Genomic DNA, 22373 nt, shown 5'->3' with positions numbered 1-22373 from the left:
TTTTTTGAATCGGTGTACATTTGTTAACTCTTACAAGCGTTTAATGTGTTACATTTTTTACGTGCTTTAATTTCAGCCGGCTGAGCACCAAGCCAATAAGTTGGAAATGCAGTCCCCTCAGTGACACCGCCATCACGATGCATGTAATAACGTTCATCATAGTCATTTTTAAAGTTCCCTTCAAGTGCAAGTTCTACCCATTCTGCACCAAAACGGAAAATTTCTGCAGCTACTCCACCAAGCGGATGGAATTCATTCTCGTAGACGCGCAGCTCCTTTGGTGCTTCTACAAGCTCATAAAGACTTAATGCTTCTTCCAAACGGGTTAGTTCATCAAATTCTCCTATACCCATGAAGACTGGACAAGTAATCTTTGGAGCCAATTTCCATAGGTTCATCTGGCTACTCAGCTCGTTTTCAAAGGCAACCTCATCAGTGTAGCCAGACATGTACATAAAGTTTGCTTTGAAACTCGGCTGTGCTCGGTTGAAGATGGTATCAAATTCGCCATATACACCTTCAAAGGTCGCTATAGCGTTTATACGATTATCACTCGCAGCAGCGCGCATCCCCCAATACCCACTCATACTGATACCAAAAAATCCAATCCGATTGGGATCAACCTCAGGTCGTTTTGATAGAAAATCGATATAACAACTAACGGCGCGTTCGTAATTAGTCAAATCAACTTTTAGACCTCCTGATACAGATTCACCTTGACCTGGTCCTTCAATTGATAGAGCTACGATACCACGAGACGTATAATAGCGTTGCGCAATCTGTATATAGTCTTCCTTAATCATATCCATACCTGGGCCTAATATTACTGCTGGTGCATTACGAATTTCACCTAAAGGTAAATGAAGTAGTGCATATATCTGTTTGCCTTCAAATTCTAATACTATACGTTGTACCGTTCCCCCTCCAAGTGACGAAATAGCTGCCACACATTCATTACAACGCTCTCGAAACGCTAATTTTCGTGGATCATCATTAAAATATGAATATTGAGCACGTCCCCACATAACAGCAGCTCGCTGATACAAATCACGGGCAGTAACTGTAAATCCTTTTTGTTCATAATGTTTTGCTCGTTCTTGAGCTTGAGCAGCAACCGTGGCCCATGCTTTTGGTATCATTGCTCCACTCTTTACTTGAGAAAATACTTTATCAAAATCAGTGTGGTCGTGTCCTAACTGTTCCATAGTTGCCTTTGCTTCAGGGTGCAAAGCATCAAACCCACCAAGTGCAAGAGCTATATCTAAAGCCCATCCTTGAGATTGTGAACGTTGAGTCATAATAATCATCCTTTACAATATAATTAAGTACTTAATGATTAAGTACTTAATTAATATGATGAAGTATACTATCTACTTTTGTCAAGTCTATAAACTAAGTCGTTTTATTTAGGATTCAAAATAAGTAGATATACTATTGCTTGGAAAAGAACAGCAAATCTATACTTAATTTGACTCTACTCTTTTCCATATGTTAATGTTAACTCCATATAATTAAGTACTTAGTTAATAAGAAAATGGTGATATTATGACAAATTCTATAAATAAGATAAATGCAATAGACGAACTTAGTCAGGCTATATATAGTCTGACTGCAGCCGATGGACGTTTAAGAGGGCGAGCTACTCGTACATTAGGAGCAGTTTCAATGGTCCATGCTCGAACTCTTAAAGTATTAGCTGAAGAAGGCGAATTATCAGTCAAAGAATTAGCTGATCGAGCAGAAACTACCGCCGCTGGTATTACTCAATTAATCAATGGATTACAACAAGCAGGCTACGTTGAGCGTGTTCGTTCAAATAACGACCGGAGAGTTGTCAAAGTCCGGCTTACGCCTAGTGGTTTAAATTGTCATTTAGAAAGGGAGGAAAAACTAAAACATATTCTTAATGCGAACCTTTCAGATTTTGATGCAGACCAAATCGAGAAATCTTCTGAAATAATTAGGTGCCTAGTTCATGTGCTTGATCAACTATAATAGTATTCTAAAGCTTTCTTAGGTTCTTAGAACTAACTCCATCGCCATCAATATATCACCAGCAAAATTGAAAAATGGGCTGAATACTCAAATATAACTGTAAGATTTTGAACTACTCCCACTTAACGACTTTGCGGCCTTTTTGAAGTGGGAGATTTCTGTGAACATCGGTGTATCCACCAGTTATCTTAGCAGGATCCGTCCGTAGTTCCTATGGTGGGAACTGAAGTGTCTTTTACGTTGCCTCACCACGCTCCCTACTTTAGCTTGATTTTCGCAATTTCGGCAAGCGCGGGACGATAGGACGTTGAAAATTTTACGATTGCAACGAATTTTCTGCAACCAACCTCATATCTTCAGTTTTCAAAGATCAATCTGTACAAGTATATGGTAAAAAACATTTTGGCTTACACCAACCGACATGCATCCCACACTTAAAATTGACGTTTTACACTTTCACATTTTTAAGAAAGGAGTCTTTTGTCAGAATTCGATAAAATCGCTCCAATTCCTATTCATTTGAACTTGCCCCAGTACTATCTTTCTTCCCTTTTTCGAAGGATGCTTTGTTGCTTAAAGAACCTGAAAATTGAATTTAAGAGCGCAAAAAGTTTGTTTTTTAATTAATCAATTTATATAACTAGATAATCAATTTGTAATTTAACTATGGTAATGTTTTGGTAAAGTGCTAGGTATTGATGTAAAAACATAGAAGAAAAATTACTAATTATATTGTAATTAGCAAAGGTTTGTATTCCATTGAGTGAAATTATTGAGGTAACCGAAGATAATACGTATGCTGGTGTTGAAAAAGCAGAAGTATTCCGAATTGGAACAGCATACGGTACAACTGATTGTAGTTTAATTAAAACAATAAAGTATACCTATCTATGTTCTGTTGCAAAGTGTTTAAAACTAAGCTAAACTTTTGCAACAGAACCCATTTACTTTCCCTCTTCAAAAAATCGTAACTTTATTTCAAATCCACATTTAACCCTTAAAACAAAAAGAACTTGTAGGAATCTCTACAAGTTCTTTTTAGTTTCAGGTGAATATACGGGACAAACAAACTATCTTACAGATTCATCATAGAAACTACAGGGGTAATGCTTTGACAGATATATTATATAACAAATATTAACATCCATGGATTTTAATTTTGAAAATTATGTGAATTAAGAACGAAAGTAGCTTTTTTCTTAGCTATTATTAATTTCGTTTACTACTAACTTCTTTTTACTTAAATACACTGCTCGATCCGATTTTTTTGCAACTTCTTGTGAATGCGTAACAACAATTACACATTTATTCTCTTGATGAGCAAGCTCTTGAAACAACTCAATAATCTCTTTTGCTGTTTCTCCATCAAGGTTTCCTGTTGGTTCATCCGCAATAAGTAAATCAACATTGCAAGATAGTGCCCTAGCAATTGCTACACGCTGTTGTTGCCCGCCACTTAGTTGCAAGACGTTTCGTTTTGCTTCTACTTCTGTGAGTCCTACCTTCTCTAATAATTCTAATGCTCTTGCTTTTTTATTCTGTACCTTCACACCTGTAATTTCCATTGCCGTTAGTACATTTTGAAGAGCAGTCATATAGGTAATCAAATTATAGGATTGGAAAATTACGGATACATTTTGATTACGGTATCGATCCAAGCCAATTTTTCGAATATCCTTGCCATTAAACAGTACATAACCATTTTTAGGTATATCTAGACCACAACCTAAGCTAAGAGTTGTGGTTTTACCAGATCCAGATGGCCCTAAAATCGTGTAGAAATGCCCTTTTTGAAAAGAAAAATTAACATTATCTAGTATCGTTACTTTTTTTCCGTTACTTTCATAGTAATAATCTAAGTTTTTAAATTGTAAAATCGTCTCCATGTCGAGCCTCCTTATTCATCTTTTAAAAGGATTTGTTTTGGATTTAAGCGTAGAATAGATAATGCTGGAAGAAGCGTTGCTAATAAAGCAATAGCTAGTCCAATCCCCCCCATTTTCGCTACATCTTCTCCTGTTACACTTACATCAATTTTATCAATTGGATCTTCTTTTTGGTCTTGTAGCGTACCACCAGGTCCAGACATCATTACAGTACCATTTTGTGGGGTATCTGTTTCTTCGCTTGCTGTAGCAATTTCACTCGAAAGTAAATTATTCCCTATGAATTGAGAAATTTTTGCTCCTGTTGTTATGGATAATCCAAATGCTAAAATAGCAATACATACTACTTCTACTACGAACTGCGCCATCAGTTTCCATTTTTTCTCTCCAATGGACAATAGAATCCCCATTTCCTTACGACGCGCTTTAATCGATAACATAATGATTAATCCTAAGATAATCGCACCTGCAATAGATACCATATAGATAATCATTTGAGAAGTAGAAGCGATATTTTCGATAGGACCAATCATTTGTTTGTACAATGAATCATGTGCATCTAACTTAAAATAATTAAAATCAATATCAGATTTTTTTGCTTCTTTTTTAAATGCATCAATGTATTGTGGGTCGTTCAATAAGTACACAACTTGAATACTACTCATACCTTCATCTACTTCTAATTTTTTTAAAGTAGAGTAAGGCATATATAGTTTATTAGCTGGATTCATCATAGGAGGGGGATTTTGACCCATTGGTTGCTCATTCGTTTCGTAAATACCGATAATTTCAATTTCAAGAGTTTCCTTTTTATCCCCTGATTGAACTTTAACTTTATCTCCTACTTTCAAATTGTTTTGTTCCGCTAATCGTTTTTCCATTAAAGCTACATTCTGATCTTGCATCTGTTCTGTAATCGGTTTTCCATCAACGATTTTATTTTTTCCATTTTTAAAGCTTTCTTGTAATAAAGTCTTGCGAACTCCTTCTATCATAAGAGAAGAATTCATATCTATTTCTGTACCCGAACCTGATCCTCCCGCCGTTGCCACTCTAGCATTTCCATTTCCTTTTCCTTCTCCTTCTCCTTCTGAAACTCCTACTAATTTAAATCCATCTGCAATTCCGAAATTATGGGTTATATAATTATAGTCTTTTACATGCTTGGACTTCGCTAATTGATCTGTTTCTTTTGTATTGAGCTGCGGCGGATTAGGCGCTTCTCCAGTTTCCCTTGCTTGTTTTCCTAATTTATCAAAATCAAGACCTAAAGTAACATCAGCACCCAGTTTTTTTCTTGCTGCATCAGCAGCTTTTTTTGATGCATTTTGGATTGTGAATCCTGCCAGCACTAAGTTTGTAACAATCAGAAAGACCGCCATCAAAATTAATGATGTTCCTATTCTTTTTTTCATACTGAGAATTGCGCGTTTTATAAAATTCATTTTTCCTAACCTCCTTGATAGTTGTTATTGTATATACGCTATCTGGAGTTTATATGAAGATATTCAGTAGATTATCTAAAGATATTAGGGCTTATCTGGAGTTTATATGTAGTAATTCATTAATATGGGCAAGAAAAACTGGAACACAAATTAAAATACGTAATAAAAAAATTTTTAAAAGTTATTAGACAAATACAACCCAACGTTAAATCCACCGACTTTTGGGATATGTAAAAACTGGCTAACTAGAATCAGTTTTATTTTTTTATAAAAAAACCTTTATAACAGAACGCACATTCGTATACAATAAGAACATACGTTCTTATTTAAGGAGGCATAACGGTGTATGACTACTCAATTTTGCCAAATCGAATTGTTTTATGTGTAGATCTTCGCAGCTTTTATGCAAGCGTGTCCTGTATCAAGATGGGCTTAGACCCACTGCATACTAAATTAGCTGTAGTAGGAGATGTTAACAGGAGTGGCTCCATTGTTTTGGCTGCAACACCACCATTAAAGGCATTAGGTGTTAAAAAAATGGCAAGGTTGTACGAAATACCACGGCGTAAAGACATTCTTGTGGTAAACCCAATCATGGGAACTTATATAAAATGCTCAAATTACATAACGAAATTAGCTCTACAATACGTTCCGATTGAGGATTTCCATCAATACAGCATCGATGAATTCTTTATGGATATTACAAATAGCATTCATCTGTTTGCGAATGAGCCCTATGAATTTGCATTAAAATTCAAACGTGAAATATATGAAAGAACAAGAATTGAATGCACGATTGGGACTGGACCTAATCCTTTAATGAGCAAAGTGGCATTAGATGTGGAAGCGAAGAAAACGAAAGATTGTATAGCATACTGGAAGTACGAAGATGTCCCTATAAAATTATGGCCGATACGACCACTTAGCAAGTTTTGGGGGATTTCGGGTAAAACAGAAGCGAAGTTAAACCGAAAAGGAATACATTCAATCGGTGACCTAGCTGTTTATCCTCTCAAATACTTAATACAAAGCTTTGGGGTTATTGGTGAAGAATTACACTTACATAGCAACGGCATTGATTTTAGCCGCATTGCAGAAAAATACATACCCGCAACAACATCTATTGGTAAAAGTCAAATACTCATGCGTGATTACACGATAGAGGAATTCCCGATCATCCTACTGGAACATATCGAGGAAGTTTGTTATCGAATGAGAAGACAAAACAAACTAGCTCAAACAATCCATTTCTCCATTGGTTACAGTAAAAACTACGCTGGTGGTTTCAGAAAAATTCACACTATGAATCGACCAACTAATTTAACAATGGATATCTATCATATTTGTACATATTTTTTACATAAGTTTTATACCGGGGAACCAATTAGATCCATCAATGTTTCTTTAACCAACTTAATCAATGAAGGTGAAGAACAAATATCTCTTTTTGACAATGTAATACAACGAGAAAAAGAAATGAAATTAACGAAGGTAATGGATGAAATACGCACTAAGTTTGGTAAGAATAGCATATTAAGAGGAATTTCTTATACAAATAGTGCTACAGCAAGATACAGAAACACATTGTTAGGAGGGCACAAATCATGAACGACACTAATATGCCAAAGGGAAGAGGAATGGTGAAATGGACGCCATTCGCTGCAATGACAGAACAATTTGACGGTATACGTGAGATTATTAAGGAAAAAAATAAAGTAGCACGTCCACTCTTAACTTCTGAAGAAAAAGAACTTATCGAGAACATGTTATTATGCTCATTACTATCTGAAGAAGAGGTGTTGATTACATATTACGAAGATGGCTATCTGCTTACTAACTACATGACCGTGACTGATATTGATCCATTGAATTGTTCTATATTATGTACAGATGCTTTTTATAACAGGATTACTCTTAAATTTATGGATGTTGTCGATGCAAAATAAAAGCATTCAATGCAAAGTATAAATACTAAATGTGATGATTGCGCTCCCCCCTTGAAATAAATGAATTCGAAGCTAAGGATATGAAACTATATTTTAAAAATATAATAAATGAAACATAAGTCAAAAATATCTTATAACAAAAGTGACTCTTGTTTTGTTAGCTTGATAGCGATGTGGTGGGACCTCCTGCCCATCAAGTTAAAAAACTAATTATCTCCCAAAACGCAAAAAACGAGCGAAATTCACATAAATAACTATAGAGAGATAAAAATTTCGTTATGGGGGTACTTTAAAATCTTAGCTTGATAGCGATGTGACGCTACCCCTATAAGGGTAACAAGGCAAATATTAGATAAAATGATAACGAAAATAATAGATATGTCTGAATCACTTGGATGAAATCACTAGTTTCAAAAAAGCCTTCACGCAATGATGATTGCATGAAGGCTTTTGTGATACTAATGATTTCAAGTCGAAGTAAAGGGGTATTTCCATAAATTTTTTAAAAAGAGGAAATAAAAGGAGATGAACTTAATGAAGTGGAAGTTACCATTGACGATAATAGTCGTTGTTATCATTTACTATAATCGTACAGTTGAATCAAAAATACAGGGATTTCCTGTACCTGCTCGTGCAGAATATGTATATCAAGATGAGCATAAGGATTATGAATACAATGGATCATGCTTTTCGAACGGTTTACCATTTGATTATCAATTAGGAATATGGTTTGCTGGGTGGAAAACACTGAAGGCAGACGGCGCGATGATTAAATATAAAAAGGATGATAGGGTTGTAGTTTTAGTACAAAGCGGGAATGCCATTTATATTTACAAAGAAGGAAAAACTCAATAGAATCAGTTTGCGAATGTACATAATTTCTGTTCAGTTGCTATCAGGCAAACAAAAGAAATACCCTGTGAAATAAATAAGACGCCATTCTTTCTTAAAAATCATAGAAAGAATGGCGTTTTTGTATGTCTACTTTTTGTATTTATTTGACTAAAACAGTTTCTACAGAAAGACAGATAATATACATATTGATTATAATCAGTAAATCACAGCCAATTGAATTTCCCCCTTTTGTTTAGACCCTTCTACCTGAATCTTGATAATTTAAAGAAAGTTTACTAGGAAACTGAATTGTAAATCCACAAGAAATACCATAAAATGAAGAGATGGCTAATGGCTAATTTATTTAGTCCGTAAGCCAAACATTCTAAACTATTTATGCCCCTGTAAATCTTTTTTAATTACATCCCAGAGCGAATTATCTTGACGTATCGGTTTACCATCTTCGCCCCATTTTATTTTTTCTGTTCCCAATTCATAATTCATTCCCGTCCAAGTGTCTTCACGGAACGCATAGAATGATTTATGCCAACCTTTTTGGTTGAAGATAGAAATAAGGTCTTGCATGTATTTGGTAGCACCAGGGACAGTACGGTTAATTCCAAACTCCTCCGCAATAATTCGATTAGATGGTACATGATTTTTCTTAGACCATTGTTGGATTGGCTTTAAAAATTTCTCTAATCCCTGTTTGTTCCACATTACAGGTTTCTCTAAATCCCCAACTTTTACAAATCCCGGATATTGATATTCCTTGTTTTGTTTTTCACCTTGGCTCGTTAATTCATATGGTTCATACATATGAAATGCGTAAAGTGTTTTTTTATCCTTTACTGGTTTTAAATATTTAAAGGCCCATGGAGTAGCATATAAACCTGAATCTAAAATAATCGGTGTTTCTTGGTCCACTTCACGAATGGAATTAATGACCTTTTGATTAAATCTATTTAAATCCGCTGTCGTTCCTTTCACTTTTTCATACCATTTCTCGTAATCTTCTGTCCAAAAATCATTATATCTATTATTTTTAGCTGTTTCTGGATGCGGTTCATTTATAATATTGTAACCAACCACTGCAGGGTGATCTTTTAGTTCAAGAGCAAGGTCCTTCCAAAATTCACTTGCTTGTTCTTGATACTTCTCTTCTTCCCAGATTCTATCATCATTCTTATTATTATTGAATTGGCGCCATCGATCACCAGGTAAGGATAGCATTGTAAGAACGACTTTCATTCCTTGCGATTGTGCGGCATCTAAATCCGCTTTTAATTTTTCCAAATCTTCCTTTACCAATCCCTGATAGTTATCTGCATTCCCTATCAGAAAATCCTTTCCAGAAGTATCTGGTTTATCCTCAAATAAGAAATCTTTATCTTTCGCCCATTTATCAGGTGCTAAACGGACATATTCAATATTAGCTTCCTTTGCACTTTTATAGTTTTCAGGTAATGAAGTACTATTCATAAAATTAGTACCTTTTCTTTTGGAATCCCAAAAATGAATTTTGGAATCACTCTTGTGATAAGTATCAGCTTTCACATTCATTTCCTGTACTCCAAAACTCATCATGCCTAATAACGCAACAATCGGCAAAATTTTTTTCACAACTTTTCCTTCTTTCTCTTTATATTTAACACACATAACATACCTTTGTTTTGTTACAGGAATATGGCAATTTTACAAAAATGCCTTTTAAGTTTATAAAGTGGTAGTTCATTCATAAAAAAGAAAGAGATAATTAGAACGTTGCTTCATTTTCAAAGAAATAAAAAAGGAATCCTTTACGGATTCCTTTTTGCAATGCACTCTTTTTCAAATGGTACATTTTGTACCTACTTTTATTATACCTAACAATTCCTATAAAGTAAATAAGATTAGATGGAATTTACTTCATGTATTTTCATAAAAGTATATGAATCTATAAATTAATACTACTAGGTTCACTTACAAAAGATTTGTATTCTTTCACAAATAATAAAAAATCATACTTCTTTATAAATTTACAAATATAATTACGTATTTTTAAACCTTTCTCTTGAACATTATATTAGTAGTTCTATAGCAATCTTTCGCGCATGTTCCTCACTATCTACCAAAGTCAATCCTTGTGATATATAACTCCAAAATTCATATCCACAATCCTCCATCCATCTATACGCTTCTGTTGTATATAGACCATCTTTTCTTTTAATGATTTGAACCTTATAATTTTTACTTGGAGAAAAAACTCTTGTATAACCTGCTCCATTTATGCAATATCCCCCTAAAATAAGGGCTAGGCTTTTTCACCTAACCCTACTAATATATTTACCCGTGTTTAATCAATCTCATACGGACATCTTCGTCTGCACTATAAAGTTGTAACGTATTTAAATCATAATTTTGTACCTGATATCTAAAACTCTCAGTTCTTTGAGTCTTATAACCGTTCTCAGTTACGCTTGTTAGTTTTAATGTTAATTGTAAAGAAGGTACGTCTAACTCGTATGTTCCCTTCATTAGATTATCTCTACTTGGGAAATCCCCATACTTATAAAAAGCAAATGTCATATCACCTTCTAAATCAAATATTGTTTTGACTCCGTCTCCTAAATCAATACCATACTTACCTACAATAGATCTTTCATTTTTAATGTACCTAGATGTATTAGTATCGTTTATTCCTAACTCTTCATCAGTACCAACTATACCTTTGAACATACCTGTTTCGGCTAGGCTCTTGTCTAATTGACCTGGGTTAGGTGAAGATGATTTTGGAACAAAACTTGATGAAACGTCTTCACTAGACGAATCAGAAGAACTTTTTACTCTTTTTGATTCATTCTTTAGTTTTTCAAACACCGGTATCCAAATACGATTACCTTCTGATAGCTTACTGTCTGCCTTTTCAATTACTTCCTTATCAGCTTCCATTGAGAAGTCTTTTTTCTTGAATACCTTTTCTATTTCTTCAAAGGATCCTCTATACTTACTGACTGCTTTAAGAACTTCTTTGTGATCTTCCTTGTATTTAGAAGGGGCATCTATAGACTCTATCTTATCCAGTACTTTCATATAGTCTTTGGAAACTAAGACTTCTTCCCTTGATTTACTACCTTTTTGATAGTATTTTATTGAATCTTTATAAAGATTTAACCGCTTCACTAAATCTTTCTCCATGTCTAACATGTATTGTGGGTAATCCTCTTCTAAAACTCGAATCTTTTGAATATCTTTACCGTCATCTTTCGAATTAGTAGACTTTTTATCTTGTTCCGTAACTTTCGCTTTGCTTGACTCTTCTGTCCTTGCTTCTATCTTTGGTGAACCTTGAATTGTAGCACAACCACCTAATAACATAACCGGAATCGCTAACGTGATTAGTTTCTTCGATTTCATACGTCATCCCCCTTTAATAATCGTTGTTATTTTCTTTTCTGCTTACCATTTTAGGATTTAATTTATGAATACGGAATTCACCTTCTGCATTATCACTTAAATTCCTTTCTACTCTCTTCTCTGCTTTACGTTTCGCATCAGGTAAACCTTTGTCTATTTCATCAAAAATCGGTTGCCCTGTACTCAGTACGTCTATAATTATATTATTGGCTTTCTCGAATCCACCAGGTATCCTCTTATCATTATATAACGGATGTAAGATTTCATGGAACCAGATAAGATAAGCTAGGCTGAAAGCAATAATGTAACCTTCTCAGCCTTTTGAATCACAAGTATTTTTGGTGCCAATTCACCAACTACAACGTATAAGAAATTTGCAACTATATATTAACGATTTTGGAACGATTACTAAATAAATAATGTTTTTATTTTTTGCTCATGAATATTCCCATAATTTCATTTTTCTAGCAACCTTTCAACTAAATTCATATTACATTGAAAGACATAGAAATTAGCTTTAATCCTTCTCTCCCTAAACTTTTCAAAATAGAAGGTTGCATATTCACGATGAAAAGGTTTTATTAAGAATGTAAGTTACCTCGCAAGTTTGTATTTTCACATCTCCCGTGAATTTGAACTTGTTTAATCCTATCTACCTTACCTAATTATTTAAATTCCTCCCTAAAAGAAAAAGACAGCCACCCAAGGCTGTCTTTTTCTTTTATAAAATACAACAGAATAACAACAAATGTATTTATTGTAATAGTAAACAATTATATTGAAGTATTAATCCCAAAATCCGTGTAGTTAAAAATAAAAAGGAAAAGGTCCTTACTCTAGTAAAAATTTAAAAATTAAACTTTAAGAAGGATATAATATTTAAGTTAAATTTTGTTACTTTAAATTGTTCTAACTGGTATAATTTATAAGATCATTTAAATTAAGGAGGAACATAAGTAATGTTAGAGGTCGTCACTGCATTTTTCTTACTAATTTTTAATTCTATTGTTTATCTTTTTTCAAGTGGAGAAACTAAGCAAATAGCAAAAGAACACATAAAAAAAATTATGAATAGCCCTGATGGAGTAATAATATTAATCATAGCTCTGGCACTTCTAATCGGTGGGTTATATTTAATATTCGTATGATTATAGACTCTGATAATAAAGTTGACCAACCAAAAACACATAATTGTGAAGAAACTAGATCAAAGGAAGAGAAAAATGATTCCGAAAGAAAACATTTAAGAAAATTTGCATTTTCAATAGGAAACAAGTTTCCGAAATGTGATAAAAGTAAAAGGTCTGTAACCCCACATTGAATAATATAAACCTAATGAAAAAATTAAATACATAAAATCCGTTTCTAAAATAGAAACGGATTTTTAAATTCATAAATCTTTAAGACAATATTTCGGTTATGCTTCTTTCTCTTTTTATAACAATTCTATTTCTTCATGTCGATAAGGCAATTCAATCTCGCGTAAGATTGGTACCTGATCCCCTGCTGTTTTTAAAAGTGTTTTTACATATACAGTTTGAATTGGTTGGAAAATATCTGTTGAAAAATCAAACTTCTCCGTTAGTCCTTCATCAAAGTACAATTCGTGTTTTACAGTGTAATCATTAAGTGATGGACATCCAACGGGTACTGTTACCTTTGGCGTGTTTACATTTGTAAAACGACGATTTGTTCCTTCTAAAGAGAACTTTGTTGTGAATTCCGCAGTATCTTGGGAATATTCACGGTATTCAACAACGATGTCTTGGAATCCATACATAAAAATTCGTTTGTTATCATGCTTAAACCAGTAAGGTTGTTTTACTTTAATTTGTAATTCTGTTACTTGTCTTCTTGGGAATGAGAATACTAACTTACCAGATTCAACAATCTCTTCTGGAATGTCTGTATTGTTTACCTTTTTAATTGGGTAGGTTTCAATACGCCTCCACTCTCCATTTTGATTCTTATATTGAATATCAAGAATACTCATAGAGTACTCCGGAGATGGATGAATAGTAATTGTGTTTGTATAAATGTTATTAGAAATATTTTGTGGAATTTTCACATGAATTAATCCATACACTTCTGTTACGCATTTGTTTTCGTTAGATTCAGATTGACGAACCCAAAATGAGTTCTTATCTCCATCAAATGCTTTAGTAATACCACTAGAATCTACTGCATAGAACTTGCGTTGTTTTGTTTCTTCATCAATTGGCTCTACATCTGATGACTCAAATACACTTACTTCTAGGTTGCTAGGTAATATGTATTCTCCTAAGTCATTCTTATAAGCAATCTTATCATGAGATCTAACAACAACTGGGGTAACAATCCCGTGAAGTGTATCTATATTAATGGGATTATTTGCATTTGAGGAAATAATATTGCTTGCATGATAGAAGGACCGAGTTAGGATACTCTCCCCGTCTACACTGTTATTTTGGTAATCCTTTTCTAGCTCATACACCCGTCCTTCTAACTTCTTTAGACGGTTTTGTAAGAAGTAATTTTCACGTAAAATATGATCCATATTCTCAGAGATTATGCCATCATGACTATTAACAATATCAAACAAATTTGTAATATCAGTCTGGATGTCATTACGTAGTTTATTAAACTCTTCAGAAGAGCTAGGCCCTTTGTTTAGATTTGGATTTCTTAATGTAATCGGGCGCATGTACTCACCTTCCCTATCGTATCGAATTAATTTTTTCTTCTAGTTCATCAACATTTGGCTTAATAACCATGTCGATAGATGAAGCTTGAATTGGTGTTTCATTAAAGTAATATATCTCAAGATCTTTTATTTCAACATTTTCCGCCTTTAACTCGTTCGGTTTTTCATGAACGTTTATATTAATTGATACTGATTCAGCATATTGGAAACGTAACACGTAATCGATAGTGATAAATTCATTACTTTTCGCTAAAGGAACCTTCCTTGTGTCACCATTCTTATCTGGTCCCATACGCATATTGTTCGAACCAAAGGAAAAGTCTGAAGCACCACCTGTACTTCTTACCTTCATTCGAATATAAAGCTTGTCTCCTGGTTCTACATAAAGAGTACTAAACATTCCTACTGGATCTAGCAATCCATTTGAAGAGAGCTTAATTGCGTCACTCACTGCTGTTTTTGTACAGCCATTTAAAGGACTCCAACTATCTAATTCAGGAATAGGAACTGTTCGTGAGTAGTCAATTTTTTGAAGTGTGGAAGCCGTAAATAAACTCGACTTCCCTACTTCCCAATCACCTGTCATGATAGAAATGAAATTATTGTACATTTCTTTTTTGTGTCCATCTTTATGTGTTGCTTCATTTCCTTCTGTAATGTTTCCTAATAATAAAAGGTCGTGGGCAGATTCAAGAACAAAATTCGTATATTGGGAAAGCTCAGTAACACCACGGTAACGAGCATTGGCTTTATGGAAAGAAGGTTTATATTTCTTTTCTATTTGCATCTCTTTGCCATTCCTTTCATTTATTTAAGCTTTAGATAGGTACTTCTCTTTAATACAGTTATGTAAATTACCAACACATACGTTTTGTCATTTCTAATTGGGACAGTACTTACCTATTTTATCCTGAGAGTTGTAACAAGTATGTCTTAGCATTTCTTTCCCCATTGATAACTGCTCACTAACTAAATTGTAATGTATATCGACGTAATACAGGTGTTGTATACTGCCCTACTGAGAAGTGTTTCATAGCGATTTTCAATTGAATATTTCGGTGCTCTACTTCATCCACATAGTCATAGTAAAAATCATATGTTACACCCGGTAGTGAATGATTAACCACAATATAAACCTTTCCATTTTTCTCATAAAGGGCGTACTTAGACCAATCGTTGTTCTTTGTGTTATATCGTAAGTCGAATACAGATACCTTTTCCAGGAACTGACTTGAAGAATAACAATGAGTACTTACACGAATCGGATCAAATCCTAAATCAATCGTACAGTCCTTATTCAAATTCTGTACATACACCAACACAGTTAGATCATTCCATCCCTGTTTAAATTTGTAGTTTACATTAGTTTGAGAAGAAGGGATTCCTTCAAATAACTTTTCTCCATTTAAGAAGATGGCAATCGGTTCTGTAGATGATGGGATTGTAGAAAGCACTTGTTCTTTTCCTTCATAGAAAATACCCATTCCATAATACAGTTGCGTATGTTGTGTGAATTGTTCATCTTGTAGAATCAGTCCTCGATGCCCTTCCTGGATTGGTATTACATTTTGAACGATATCATTTGATGGCTTCTTCCAATCATCGAGAGAAGGGATATGGGTTTCCCCAAAATTCTCTACTGTCTTCTGAACACTCCAAGCATCTTTACCCATATACAAACGCTCTGTTCGCGGAACGATTTTACGTTTCTCAATAGAACCTAATGAATAGAATGCGACTCCATTTGCTTGCAGTTCGATAATCTCAGATTCTTGGCCACCGATATTCTTTCGAATGCCCAAGTTTGTTTGACTAGCATGAACAACATATTTAAAATCAATTAGGTTAGGTGCTTGTGCAGTATCCCTGTTAACAGGAGAAATCTGTTTCCAGCTCTCTTCCCTGTCATCTACTCGTACAAAGTACTCGATATCCGTACCGTCCGGAATCTCTTCTTCTGTAACCAATGATACTTTTCCAATAGAGAATGTCTCATCTGTTTTTGGCGTAAGAAATTTTGTAACAACCTCTCCTCTTTCTGGATAACTTAATTGGAAAAATTGAATTTTTTTAACTCCAAACAAGTACTGATATGAATAACCTTCAGGATGGACAATTTCTTTATCACTTTCCTGTTTGCGAATCCAAATTCGCATATTCTTCATTTCTGTTGTCGGGAAATAAAAAGATACGTTATTCCCTGTCAGTTTACCATCTGGATAATATGGTAAGTGGAAATAATTCAGTTCATCTAGCGTGAATTCAATATACACAGTAGCACTTTTAATTGTATGTAGGCTTAAATCAATTCGATTCAATACCTGTTTATCATTAAATTTGATATCTATATATCCATCAGCTGGCCCTTCCGTTTTAGACAACCATACTTCTTGGAATGTTTCATTTGTATTTGCATTTAATGCTTGTTCAATCTTCCCTGAAATGGGAATCTTCTTAAATGTACTTACAGAACTTTTTGGCATAACGAACTTAATTTCACTAGCAGGATTAATTAAAAATGAGGTATTCTCCTGTTTTTTAAGGGTGATTTGATGATTCTTTATATCGATAGATACATTGTCTTCTGAATCAATTTTAGATAGGTCATCAAATGTATCAAAGATACTAGCTAAGTAACCTGTCTTCCCATATAGCAAAATTTTCTCTTTTAATTCCGATTCTAATCTTCTAGCTTCATACTCTAATCGATTCTTTTCTACTTCAAACCAATGAAACTTTCCCTTTAGCTGGTTATGAACAGCAATTGTATTTTCGTAAAGAATCATCAAATCTTTTTGAATTTTTCCAACAACTTCATTGAAAAAATCAGACTCAGCTAATTCACCATTACGAATAAGCTTAAATTTATACTCAGGAGCACCTAATTCTTGATCTCTTAATAGTTTATTTAAACGAGAAGCGAACTCCTTGGATGTAGGAAGATTTCCCTTTCTCAGTTCTTCTTGAAGGATTTGGTTTACCGCTACGGTAAAACGTTTTTGACGAATATTGATAGACATCCCCTACACCCCTTTCTGTTCTGTAAGAATTTTTAAAGCGAAGTCTTCAACGAGTGGTGTTGTATGAAGAAGAGGTATTTCATCTTCTGTTGTTTTCTCCGGTCTCTTCATAATGATTTTTAACCTTACTTGCTTTGGAAGTTCTTTTAATTGAAGGTTTTGTTTGTAAAGAGCAAACGCATTTTCAATATCAGATTCGTTATCATTAACTGAAAGCACCTTTGCAGGGAACTTATCGTTTACTGGTTGCTGATGTTGTGGGGAAATTCTATGCCAGTCTATATCATCGAAAGAAACAAAGTATTGAATCCAATCATTGGATTCACTTACCTTCTCTTTATATATAGCAGGAACTTTTTCATTTGCATATAGAAGTACTTTCTTAATACCATCTTCAAGTAGAAATGGTTTGCTAATATATTCACTCGTTTCAGCGAATTCGAAACTCATAATGTCGATGTCTCGAACTCCTATATCGTAACGCCAACCCTCAACAGCTTCCAATACCTTTTTAATCTCATAGTCGCTATTAATAGTATGGATGCCGTATTTTTCATCAACAATATTACTTGGCACCTCCTGTTTGCGAATACGTGTAAATGAAGTAGAATCCTTTTTTCTTCTATAGAATGCTTCTTGTCCTAATAATTCTTTATAAGAATTTGGTTGTTCTAGTACGAATTCAATGTATTTTGCTTCTCTTGATGGGAAGCTCCAAACACCTTGGCCAGAAAATTTTGTTTTAGCAAAGTTTTCGCTACCATCGAATAAATCCTCTGCTCGATAGCTTTGAGGTGTTTTATTGATTTCTTGGTTTAATACAAATTGGTCTTTTTCGAAAAGACCTTGGTATTCAATACCGTCATTAGATGTTCGAATAGAATATACATTAGCTGTACCTGGGCTACCTGCAGCATGATAAGGATTTAAATTAATCCAGTTGATTGTCTCGCTCTTAGGTAATTGAACAACAATCTTTACACGTAGTAAGTCACCATGTTCCTTTCCCTTTGCCCATTCAACGTCGTAATAGAATGATTGTTTCTTATAACTTTCTGGGATGTTTACCATTTCAAATTCAAATACAGTATCCGCGTTTCCATCGATTAATGCTTTCGGATCATCATTCTTAATTTGAGAAGAAACATACTGGTAATTTTCGAACTCTGAATCTGATTGAACTTTACGAGATAGATAATAAGTTCCTGCAATTCCATTACCTTGAATAGTTCGAACTTTACTTCCTATGCTTCTATTTAAAGCATTTGTACGACGCAGTGTTAATACGCCTTCTTGTGTATGAATCATGCTTCTGTTCTCTACTGGAGTTAAAACAGAATCCACATTATCGTAATTCATAAACGATTCTTTTAAATAAACCGTGTTAGGGGTTGTTTCTTCAGTTAACATTTGAAGGTCTGATACGATCCCATTAATACTGCGCACGATAGATAAGATTCTATCTTTCTCACTCTGAGAATAATTAAAATAATCTACCAGGTATGTAGCAATGGTATTTAGTTCTGAGAATAAAATACCTAAGTCTTTCTCCATTTCCTTGTTGTTATCATAGTAATCCTCAAGAAAAGGTAGTTCTCCAAACACAACTTTACGTGCCTGGAATAAAGGCTTACCTATGCAAGATTGATACCTGTAAAAGATTTCATCTGCTAATTGAGATACTTCTTCTTGTGTAGCAGAACTACTTAATCGTAATTTCGCTTGCTCCAAAAGATATTCTCTTTGTTTCTCTAATATTTTAGATTCAATAACAGGGGCATTCATTCTTGCACCTCCCTACTTCATGACTTTAAATTTTAATTGGTAGCTATCAACCATTGGCGTTACCACTAGTTCATCACCTACGTTTTTACGCAAGATAACTTTTAATCGAAAGTTTGTCACTAAGTAATCGTAGTGAACAACCACTGTCGCATTACCATGATTTGTTGCTTCGTTATAATAAAGATCCGAGCGATTAAAGCTTTCTGTGAAAATGAGTTTATTCTTCTCTTGCTTATACTCAAATGTGTTGTAAACAGAATCCGGAACAATGCTGTACTTATTTAAAAATACATCTTTGTTAGTTTTATAATCTGTACGGTTTTTTGTTGTAAATTCATTTTTGCTTGAATAAGAGATTGGGAAAAATTCTTGTTGTGTCTTTCCCCCCTCTACTACGATTGAACCGCTCGTTAGAAATACATCAATTGGTCTGTAATCACTTGTATTCGGATCATAACTCTCTTCACTGTTCACTTGTTTATAATCAACATATGGATACTTAGAAAGCTTAATTGTATTGTTATAATCAGTTCCATTTGGGAAAGACTCTACTTTACGAATCCTTTTAGAAAATCGATCTCCTACCTTAACTGTCCAAGGGTCAAATAAGTTTGCGTTTGGTACATAATCAATAGTGTAAATTGAACTATTATCATGAGGCACAGTCAACTGAATAGCAGCTCCTCTTTCTGTAAAGTACCAGTCACTCCTATTCATTAAAATATTATTGCGGTATACTCTTGTATTATCTTCATCACTAATGTCTGCATGGAATCGAAGTTCCGCACTTGAGCCACGGAAGAATAGCTTTTCACACCTCACATTCCTTGTACCTTCAGGAAGGATTGAAACCCAATCATTAAGTGACGGATTTTCTTCTAATGAGATGTAGTATTCAATAGAAGTGACCCGATCTGTTGCCATCCCATTTAGCTCATTAAACAGCGGATGGTCTTCAAAGGTAGATAATGAAACCTCTACAATATTACCCTCTACTTCAATTGGTTTTGTAACAAAAATTCCAGCTTGTTCATACAAAGAATGATTTAATTGAAGGTTCTTTATTCCATACTGGTAAACATATTCTGTTGAACTATTTGTACGGTTACTTGAACCAATTCCTTCTACGATTGGAGGAAGCGGTCCAGGTGTTGTGCTACTTGTAGCACTTTGACTTTGTAGTAAAGTTGTTTTTGGTTTACTTGCACTTTCAAAACTGTTAACCATCTAAATCCTCCTTTCTATCGTTGTTGGCTATCTAAAGATCTTTTTGCTTGTTCAAAATCACTACGGTATAAATTCATAGGATCCGATGAAATAGATGCGTGACTTACATTAATGTTTTGGTAACTATCTAAGATTTCTTGATGCAGCTGAATACCAGATTTAGAAGAGAATAATTGGTCTACATATTCTCCAACTGCAGACTCATAAATAGATTGGCTTCTTGTTGAAGCTTGATCCCATAACTCTGCTTTCATTACTTCTTCTTCCTTCTTTGATTGGTCTAGTAATGTATAAGACTCTTGCTTAATGATTAAATAGAATGTCTTTGCAAATACAGGAGAGAAATGAAGATAGATCGATCCATTTGTTTGAACTGCTTTTGAAAGAGGAATTTCGTAAGTAGTCGATTCTTCATTCTGGTCAACTTGATACATCAATGAAAGTAACTCGATTGGATACTCTGTAAAGAAATCAATGAACAAATGATTTACGGTTTTAGGCTTGTCCAACGTGATTTTCAGCTTGGCCATAACACCTTTTCCGCTGACCTTTTCTGTTTCATCTACTACATCTGTTTTTAACGCAGAGAAGAAATTATAAAACTCATTTACTTCTTTAAGGGCGATCTCAGTTAAATCAATATAGGTCAAACTGGTACCTGTAAAGTCTGTTTCAAAATCATACCCATATGAAACAATTTTCTTTCCCGCGAAGTCCCAAGAATAAGGATAGTATTCGATTTTATAAAGTAATCGTTTTAATACTTCCGTTAATCTTGGTCCAGCTTCTACAATCGGGCGATCATCAAGCTCAGCATGTTCATAATCACTATTAGGAGCAACTAGATAGATACTAAAATGCTCTTGTCGATTGTATGGGTGCATAAATGTCATTTCCCATAGTCCTTCAAATTCAGATACGGATAATGAATAATGTTGTTCAATATAAATGGGAGTAGGCATTCCCTTTCCTCCTTTCTATAGTTTTTTTATTTCCGTATAAGCAGATGCATTCGTTTTAACTGCTTGCGCCCAATACGTTTCAAGTGAATCATCTATTGCATGTTCCAATGGATGGTTTTTATCTGAAATGCTATTTGGTGCTTGATACATAACTTCAATCTTTGCAGTTGTCGCCCCATTTGAATTTTGCATTGTGTTCTCCACTTCTCTGATAGGTAGTGATAAATAGTGTTGATGAAAACTACGATTCAATGATGCGCTTTGTAAAGATTTACCGTCGCGGTCTAAGAATAAATGCGCATATTGATCATGATCTGTTTCCATGTACAAACTCTTTTCTTTTTCTTCAAAACCGTATGTCTTTACGACTAAACCATCTTCTCCTTTTGCTTTGAGGTTTAATTCCTCAACACGAGTAGAAAGTGAGTCCACTTCTCTTTTTACATCATCTAATGTTCCTCGAAGAATTCTGTCGTAATTCGCAATTACTTTCTCAACAATAAGATGTGAGTTATAAAGTCTCTTTAAATCCAGAGCTACATTCGAGTGAATTTGGTTAAAATGTTCGGCATCGACTTTTTCACCAGTTGTCGTAAGAGTTGTAACCTTTTCTTTTCTATTTGCAAGTTGTTGAATAAGTGCTTCGAACTCTTCTTTTGTTATGACTTTTACATCAAACAAATCCATATTTTCTTGTAATAGCTGCTCTACTTCTTTACGATCATAATTAGGTAGAACAGATAAATAATTATCCAAATATTCCATATCTACACCTCCTTATGTTGGATATAAACCCAAGGACCTGCCTGTTCACTATATCGATTTCGTATCCGAATAGCAGGACAAGCGCCATCGATGGTTGTTTGTTGGATATAGGCCCATTCTCCGTTTTGGTTTCTTATTCTCATAGGAGATTTACTTATCTCTAAAGCAGAAGCTAAGATTGCTTCAATTCTTCCATATTGCATTTCACTGTAACGAAAACGGCCATATTGATTTGTCTTGGTGTTTCGTCTTATAACAGGTTCGGCTTTTACTTGGAATACATTTGCTTTTGGAGTTTCCTGTCTGGTCTCTTCTTGAATATAAACCCAGGGAGATTTTTCGTCTTTTGTAATGGAACGAATTCGTACCTGTGTCATACAGAAAAACACCTCCAAAATAAAATAAGAGGGAGCTCTTGCTCCCTCATGA

Annotated in this window: 18 protein-coding genes and 3 pseudogenes; 6 read left to right on the top strand and 15 right to left on the bottom strand. The window is 34.3% G+C overall.

The annotated features are described in order from the left end of the window. Positions 1–23: 23 nt before the first annotated feature. Positions 24–1298: an alpha/beta hydrolase gene (locus MKY90_RS28595; protein WP_341093550.1), complete on the bottom strand. Its 1275-nt coding sequence runs from the start codon at positions 1296–1298 to the stop codon at positions 24–26. A 247-nt stretch (positions 1299–1545) separates the two neighbouring features. On the opposite strand from MKY90_RS28595, the gene MKY90_RS28590 reads away from it, so the two are divergent. Beyond that, positions 1546–1995: a MarR family winged helix-turn-helix transcriptional regulator gene (locus MKY90_RS28590; RefSeq protein WP_002090399.1), complete on the top strand. Its 450-nt coding sequence runs from the start codon at positions 1546–1548 to the stop codon at positions 1993–1995. A gap of 738 nt (positions 1996–2733) precedes the next feature. After that, positions 2734–2919: pseudogene (locus MKY90_RS28585) on the top strand (SunI/YnzG family protein); the annotation flags it as partial. Positions 2920–3194: 275 nt separating this feature from the next. Here the strand turns inward: MKY90_RS28585 and MKY90_RS28580 are convergent. After that, entirely contained in the window at positions 3195–3881 is a 687-nt protein-coding gene (locus MKY90_RS28580; protein ID WP_002090397.1) for an ABC transporter ATP-binding protein, read from the bottom strand. Positions 3882–3892: 11 nt separating this feature from the next. Beyond that, the gene (locus tag MKY90_RS28575) at positions 3893–5326 is read right to left on the bottom strand and encodes an ABC transporter permease (RefSeq protein ID WP_341093547.1); all 1434 of its coding nucleotides are present in this window, start codon (positions 5324–5326) and stop codon (positions 3893–3895) included. Positions 5327–5668: 342 nt separating this feature from the next. Between MKY90_RS28575 and MKY90_RS28570 the strand changes: the two genes are divergently transcribed. The 3 genes from MKY90_RS28570 to MKY90_RS28560 all read left to right on the top strand — a co-directional run bounded on the left by MKY90_RS28570 (position 5669) and on the right by MKY90_RS28560 (position 8127). Further along, on the top strand, positions 5669–6934 hold the full coding sequence (locus MKY90_RS28570; protein ID WP_341093544.1) for a Y-family DNA polymerase: 1266 nt from the start codon (positions 5669–5671) through the stop codon (positions 6932–6934). Then, the gene (locus MKY90_RS28565) at positions 6931–7272 is read left to right on the top strand and encodes a YolD-like family protein (RefSeq protein WP_088037744.1); all 342 of its coding nucleotides are present in this window, start codon (positions 6931–6933) and stop codon (positions 7270–7272) included. The genes MKY90_RS28570 and MKY90_RS28565 overlap by 4 nt, the downstream gene beginning before the upstream one ends. Positions 7273–7806: 534 nt before the next feature. Further along, complete coding sequence (locus MKY90_RS28560; protein ID WP_098168874.1) at positions 7807–8127, top strand: hypothetical protein; 321 nt, start codon at positions 7807–7809, stop codon at positions 8125–8127. 369 nt (positions 8128–8496) lie between these two features. Here MKY90_RS28560 and MKY90_RS28555 read toward each other — a convergent pair whose 3' ends face one another. The 4 genes and pseudogenes from MKY90_RS28555 to MKY90_RS28540 all read right to left on the bottom strand — a co-directional run. Then, the gene (locus tag MKY90_RS28555) at positions 8497–9765 is read right to left on the bottom strand and encodes a glycoside hydrolase family 5 protein (protein ID WP_098168873.1); all 1269 of its coding nucleotides are present in this window, start codon (positions 9763–9765) and stop codon (positions 8497–8499) included. Between the two features lie 401 nt (positions 9766–10166). Further along, positions 10167–10372: pseudogene (locus MKY90_RS28550) on the bottom strand (hypothetical protein). A gap of 59 nt (positions 10373–10431) precedes the next feature. Then, complete coding sequence (locus tag MKY90_RS28545; protein WP_341093538.1) at positions 10432–11502, bottom strand: DUF3994 domain-containing protein; 1071 nt, start codon at positions 11500–11502, stop codon at positions 10432–10434. Between the two features lie 250 nt (positions 11503–11752). Then, positions 11753–11871, bottom strand: a pseudogene (locus tag MKY90_RS28540) (hypothetical protein); the annotation flags it as partial. Between the two features lie 590 nt (positions 11872–12461). On the opposite strand from MKY90_RS28540, the gene MKY90_RS28535 reads away from it, so the two are divergent. Continuing rightward, entirely contained in the window at positions 12462–12650 is a 189-nt protein-coding gene (locus tag MKY90_RS28535) for a hypothetical protein (protein WP_098168872.1), read from the top strand. Positions 12651–12937: 287 nt separating this feature from the next. On the opposite strand, the gene MKY90_RS28530 is transcribed toward MKY90_RS28535, so the two are convergent. The 8 genes from MKY90_RS28530 to MKY90_RS28495 form a co-directional block, all read right to left on the bottom strand. Beyond that, positions 12938–14185: a hypothetical protein gene (locus MKY90_RS28530; RefSeq protein ID WP_098168871.1), complete on the bottom strand. Its 1248-nt coding sequence runs from the start codon at positions 14183–14185 to the stop codon at positions 12938–12940. A 13-nt stretch (positions 14186–14198) separates the two neighbouring features. Next, positions 14199–14972, bottom strand: a complete 774-nt coding sequence (locus MKY90_RS28525) for a hypothetical protein (protein WP_098168870.1) — start codon at positions 14970–14972, stop codon at positions 14199–14201. A gap of 178 nt (positions 14973–15150) precedes the next feature. Continuing rightward, positions 15151–17205 carry a hypothetical protein gene (locus MKY90_RS28520; protein ID WP_341093534.1) on the bottom strand — a complete coding sequence of 685 codons (2055 nt, stop codon included), beginning with the start codon at positions 17203–17205 and terminating at the stop codon, positions 15151–15153. Between the two features lie 3 nt (positions 17206–17208). After that, positions 17209–18990 (bottom strand): hypothetical protein, encoded by a 1782-nt coding sequence (locus MKY90_RS28515; protein ID WP_098168868.1) that lies wholly within the window; start codon positions 18988–18990, stop codon positions 17209–17211. Positions 18991–19002: 12 nt separating this feature from the next. Then, positions 19003–20217, bottom strand: coding sequence for a hypothetical protein (locus MKY90_RS28510; protein WP_341093532.1), 1215 nt, complete (start codon positions 20215–20217; stop codon positions 19003–19005). A gap of 14 nt (positions 20218–20231) precedes the next feature. Next, positions 20232–21179, bottom strand: a complete 948-nt coding sequence (locus tag MKY90_RS28505; RefSeq protein WP_012259782.1) for a hypothetical protein — start codon at positions 21177–21179, stop codon at positions 20232–20234. A 15-nt stretch (positions 21180–21194) separates the two neighbouring features. Next, the gene (locus MKY90_RS28500; RefSeq protein WP_012259781.1) at positions 21195–21944 is read right to left on the bottom strand and encodes a hypothetical protein; all 750 of its coding nucleotides are present in this window, start codon (positions 21942–21944) and stop codon (positions 21195–21197) included. Between the two features lie 2 nt (positions 21945–21946). Then, on the bottom strand, positions 21947–22321 hold the full coding sequence (locus MKY90_RS28495; protein ID WP_098168866.1) for a hypothetical protein: 375 nt from the start codon (positions 22319–22321) through the stop codon (positions 21947–21949). Positions 22322–22373 lie beyond the last annotated feature (52 nt).

The organism is Bacillus sp. FSL P2-0099 (assembly GCF_038007445.1).
GTDB classification, from domain to species: Bacteria; Bacillota; Bacilli; order Bacillales; family Bacillaceae_G; genus Bacillus_A; species Bacillus_A mycoides.
Note: the sequence above shows the minus strand (reverse complement) of the source record. Positions and strands in the feature narration are given on the sequence as shown.

What these genes read in the sequence shown, in the direction of transcription:
- MKY90_RS28595 (WP_341093550.1), bottom strand. Translation starts at nt 1,298, where the DNA reads ATGACTCAACGTTCACAATCTCAAGGATGGGCTTTAGATATAGCTCTT.
- MKY90_RS28590 (WP_002090399.1), top strand. Translation starts at nt 1,546, where the DNA reads ATGACAAATTCTATAAATAAGATAAATGCAATAGACGAACTTAGTCAG.
- MKY90_RS28580 (WP_002090397.1), bottom strand. Translation starts at nt 3,881, where the DNA reads ATGGAGACGATTTTACAATTTAAAAACTTAGATTATTACTATGAAAGT.
- MKY90_RS28575 (WP_341093547.1), bottom strand. Translation starts at nt 5,326, where the DNA reads ATGAATTTTATAAAACGCGCAATTCTCAGTATGAAAAAAAGAATAGGA.
- MKY90_RS28565 (WP_088037744.1), top strand. Translation starts at nt 6,931, where the DNA reads ATGAACGACACTAATATGCCAAAGGGAAGAGGAATGGTGAAATGGACG.
- MKY90_RS28560 (WP_098168874.1), top strand. Translation starts at nt 7,807, where the DNA reads ATGAAGTGGAAGTTACCATTGACGATAATAGTCGTTGTTATCATTTAC.
- MKY90_RS28555 (WP_098168873.1), bottom strand. Translation starts at nt 9,765, where the DNA reads ATGTGTGTTAAATATAAAGAGAAAGAAGGAAAAGTTGTGAAAAAAATT.
- MKY90_RS28545 (WP_341093538.1), bottom strand. Translation starts at nt 11,502, where the DNA reads ATGAAATCGAAGAAACTAATCACGTTAGCGATTCCGGTTATGTTATTA.
- MKY90_RS28535 (WP_098168872.1), top strand. Translation starts at nt 12,462, where the DNA reads ATGTTAGAGGTCGTCACTGCATTTTTCTTACTAATTTTTAATTCTATT.
- MKY90_RS28530 (WP_098168871.1), bottom strand. Translation starts at nt 14,185, where the DNA reads ATGCGCCCGATTACATTAAGAAATCCAAATCTAAACAAAGGGCCTAGC.
- MKY90_RS28525 (WP_098168870.1), bottom strand. Translation starts at nt 14,972, where the DNA reads ATGCAAATAGAAAAGAAATATAAACCTTCTTTCCATAAAGCCAATGCT.
- MKY90_RS28520 (WP_341093534.1), bottom strand. Translation starts at nt 17,205, where the DNA reads ATGTCTATCAATATTCGTCAAAAACGTTTTACCGTAGCGGTAAACCAA.
- MKY90_RS28515 (WP_098168868.1), bottom strand. Translation starts at nt 18,990, where the DNA reads ATGAATGCCCCTGTTATTGAATCTAAAATATTAGAGAAACAAAGAGAA.
- MKY90_RS28510 (WP_341093532.1), bottom strand. Translation starts at nt 20,217, where the DNA reads ATGGTTAACAGTTTTGAAAGTGCAAGTAAACCAAAAACAACTTTACTA.
- MKY90_RS28505 (WP_012259782.1), bottom strand. Translation starts at nt 21,179, where the DNA reads ATGCCTACTCCCATTTATATTGAACAACATTATTCATTATCCGTATCT.
- MKY90_RS28500 (WP_012259781.1), bottom strand. Translation starts at nt 21,944, where the DNA reads ATGGAATATTTGGATAATTATTTATCTGTTCTACCTAATTATGATCGT.
- MKY90_RS28495 (WP_098168866.1), bottom strand. Translation starts at nt 22,321, where the DNA reads ATGACACAGGTACGAATTCGTTCCATTACAAAAGACGAAAAATCTCCC.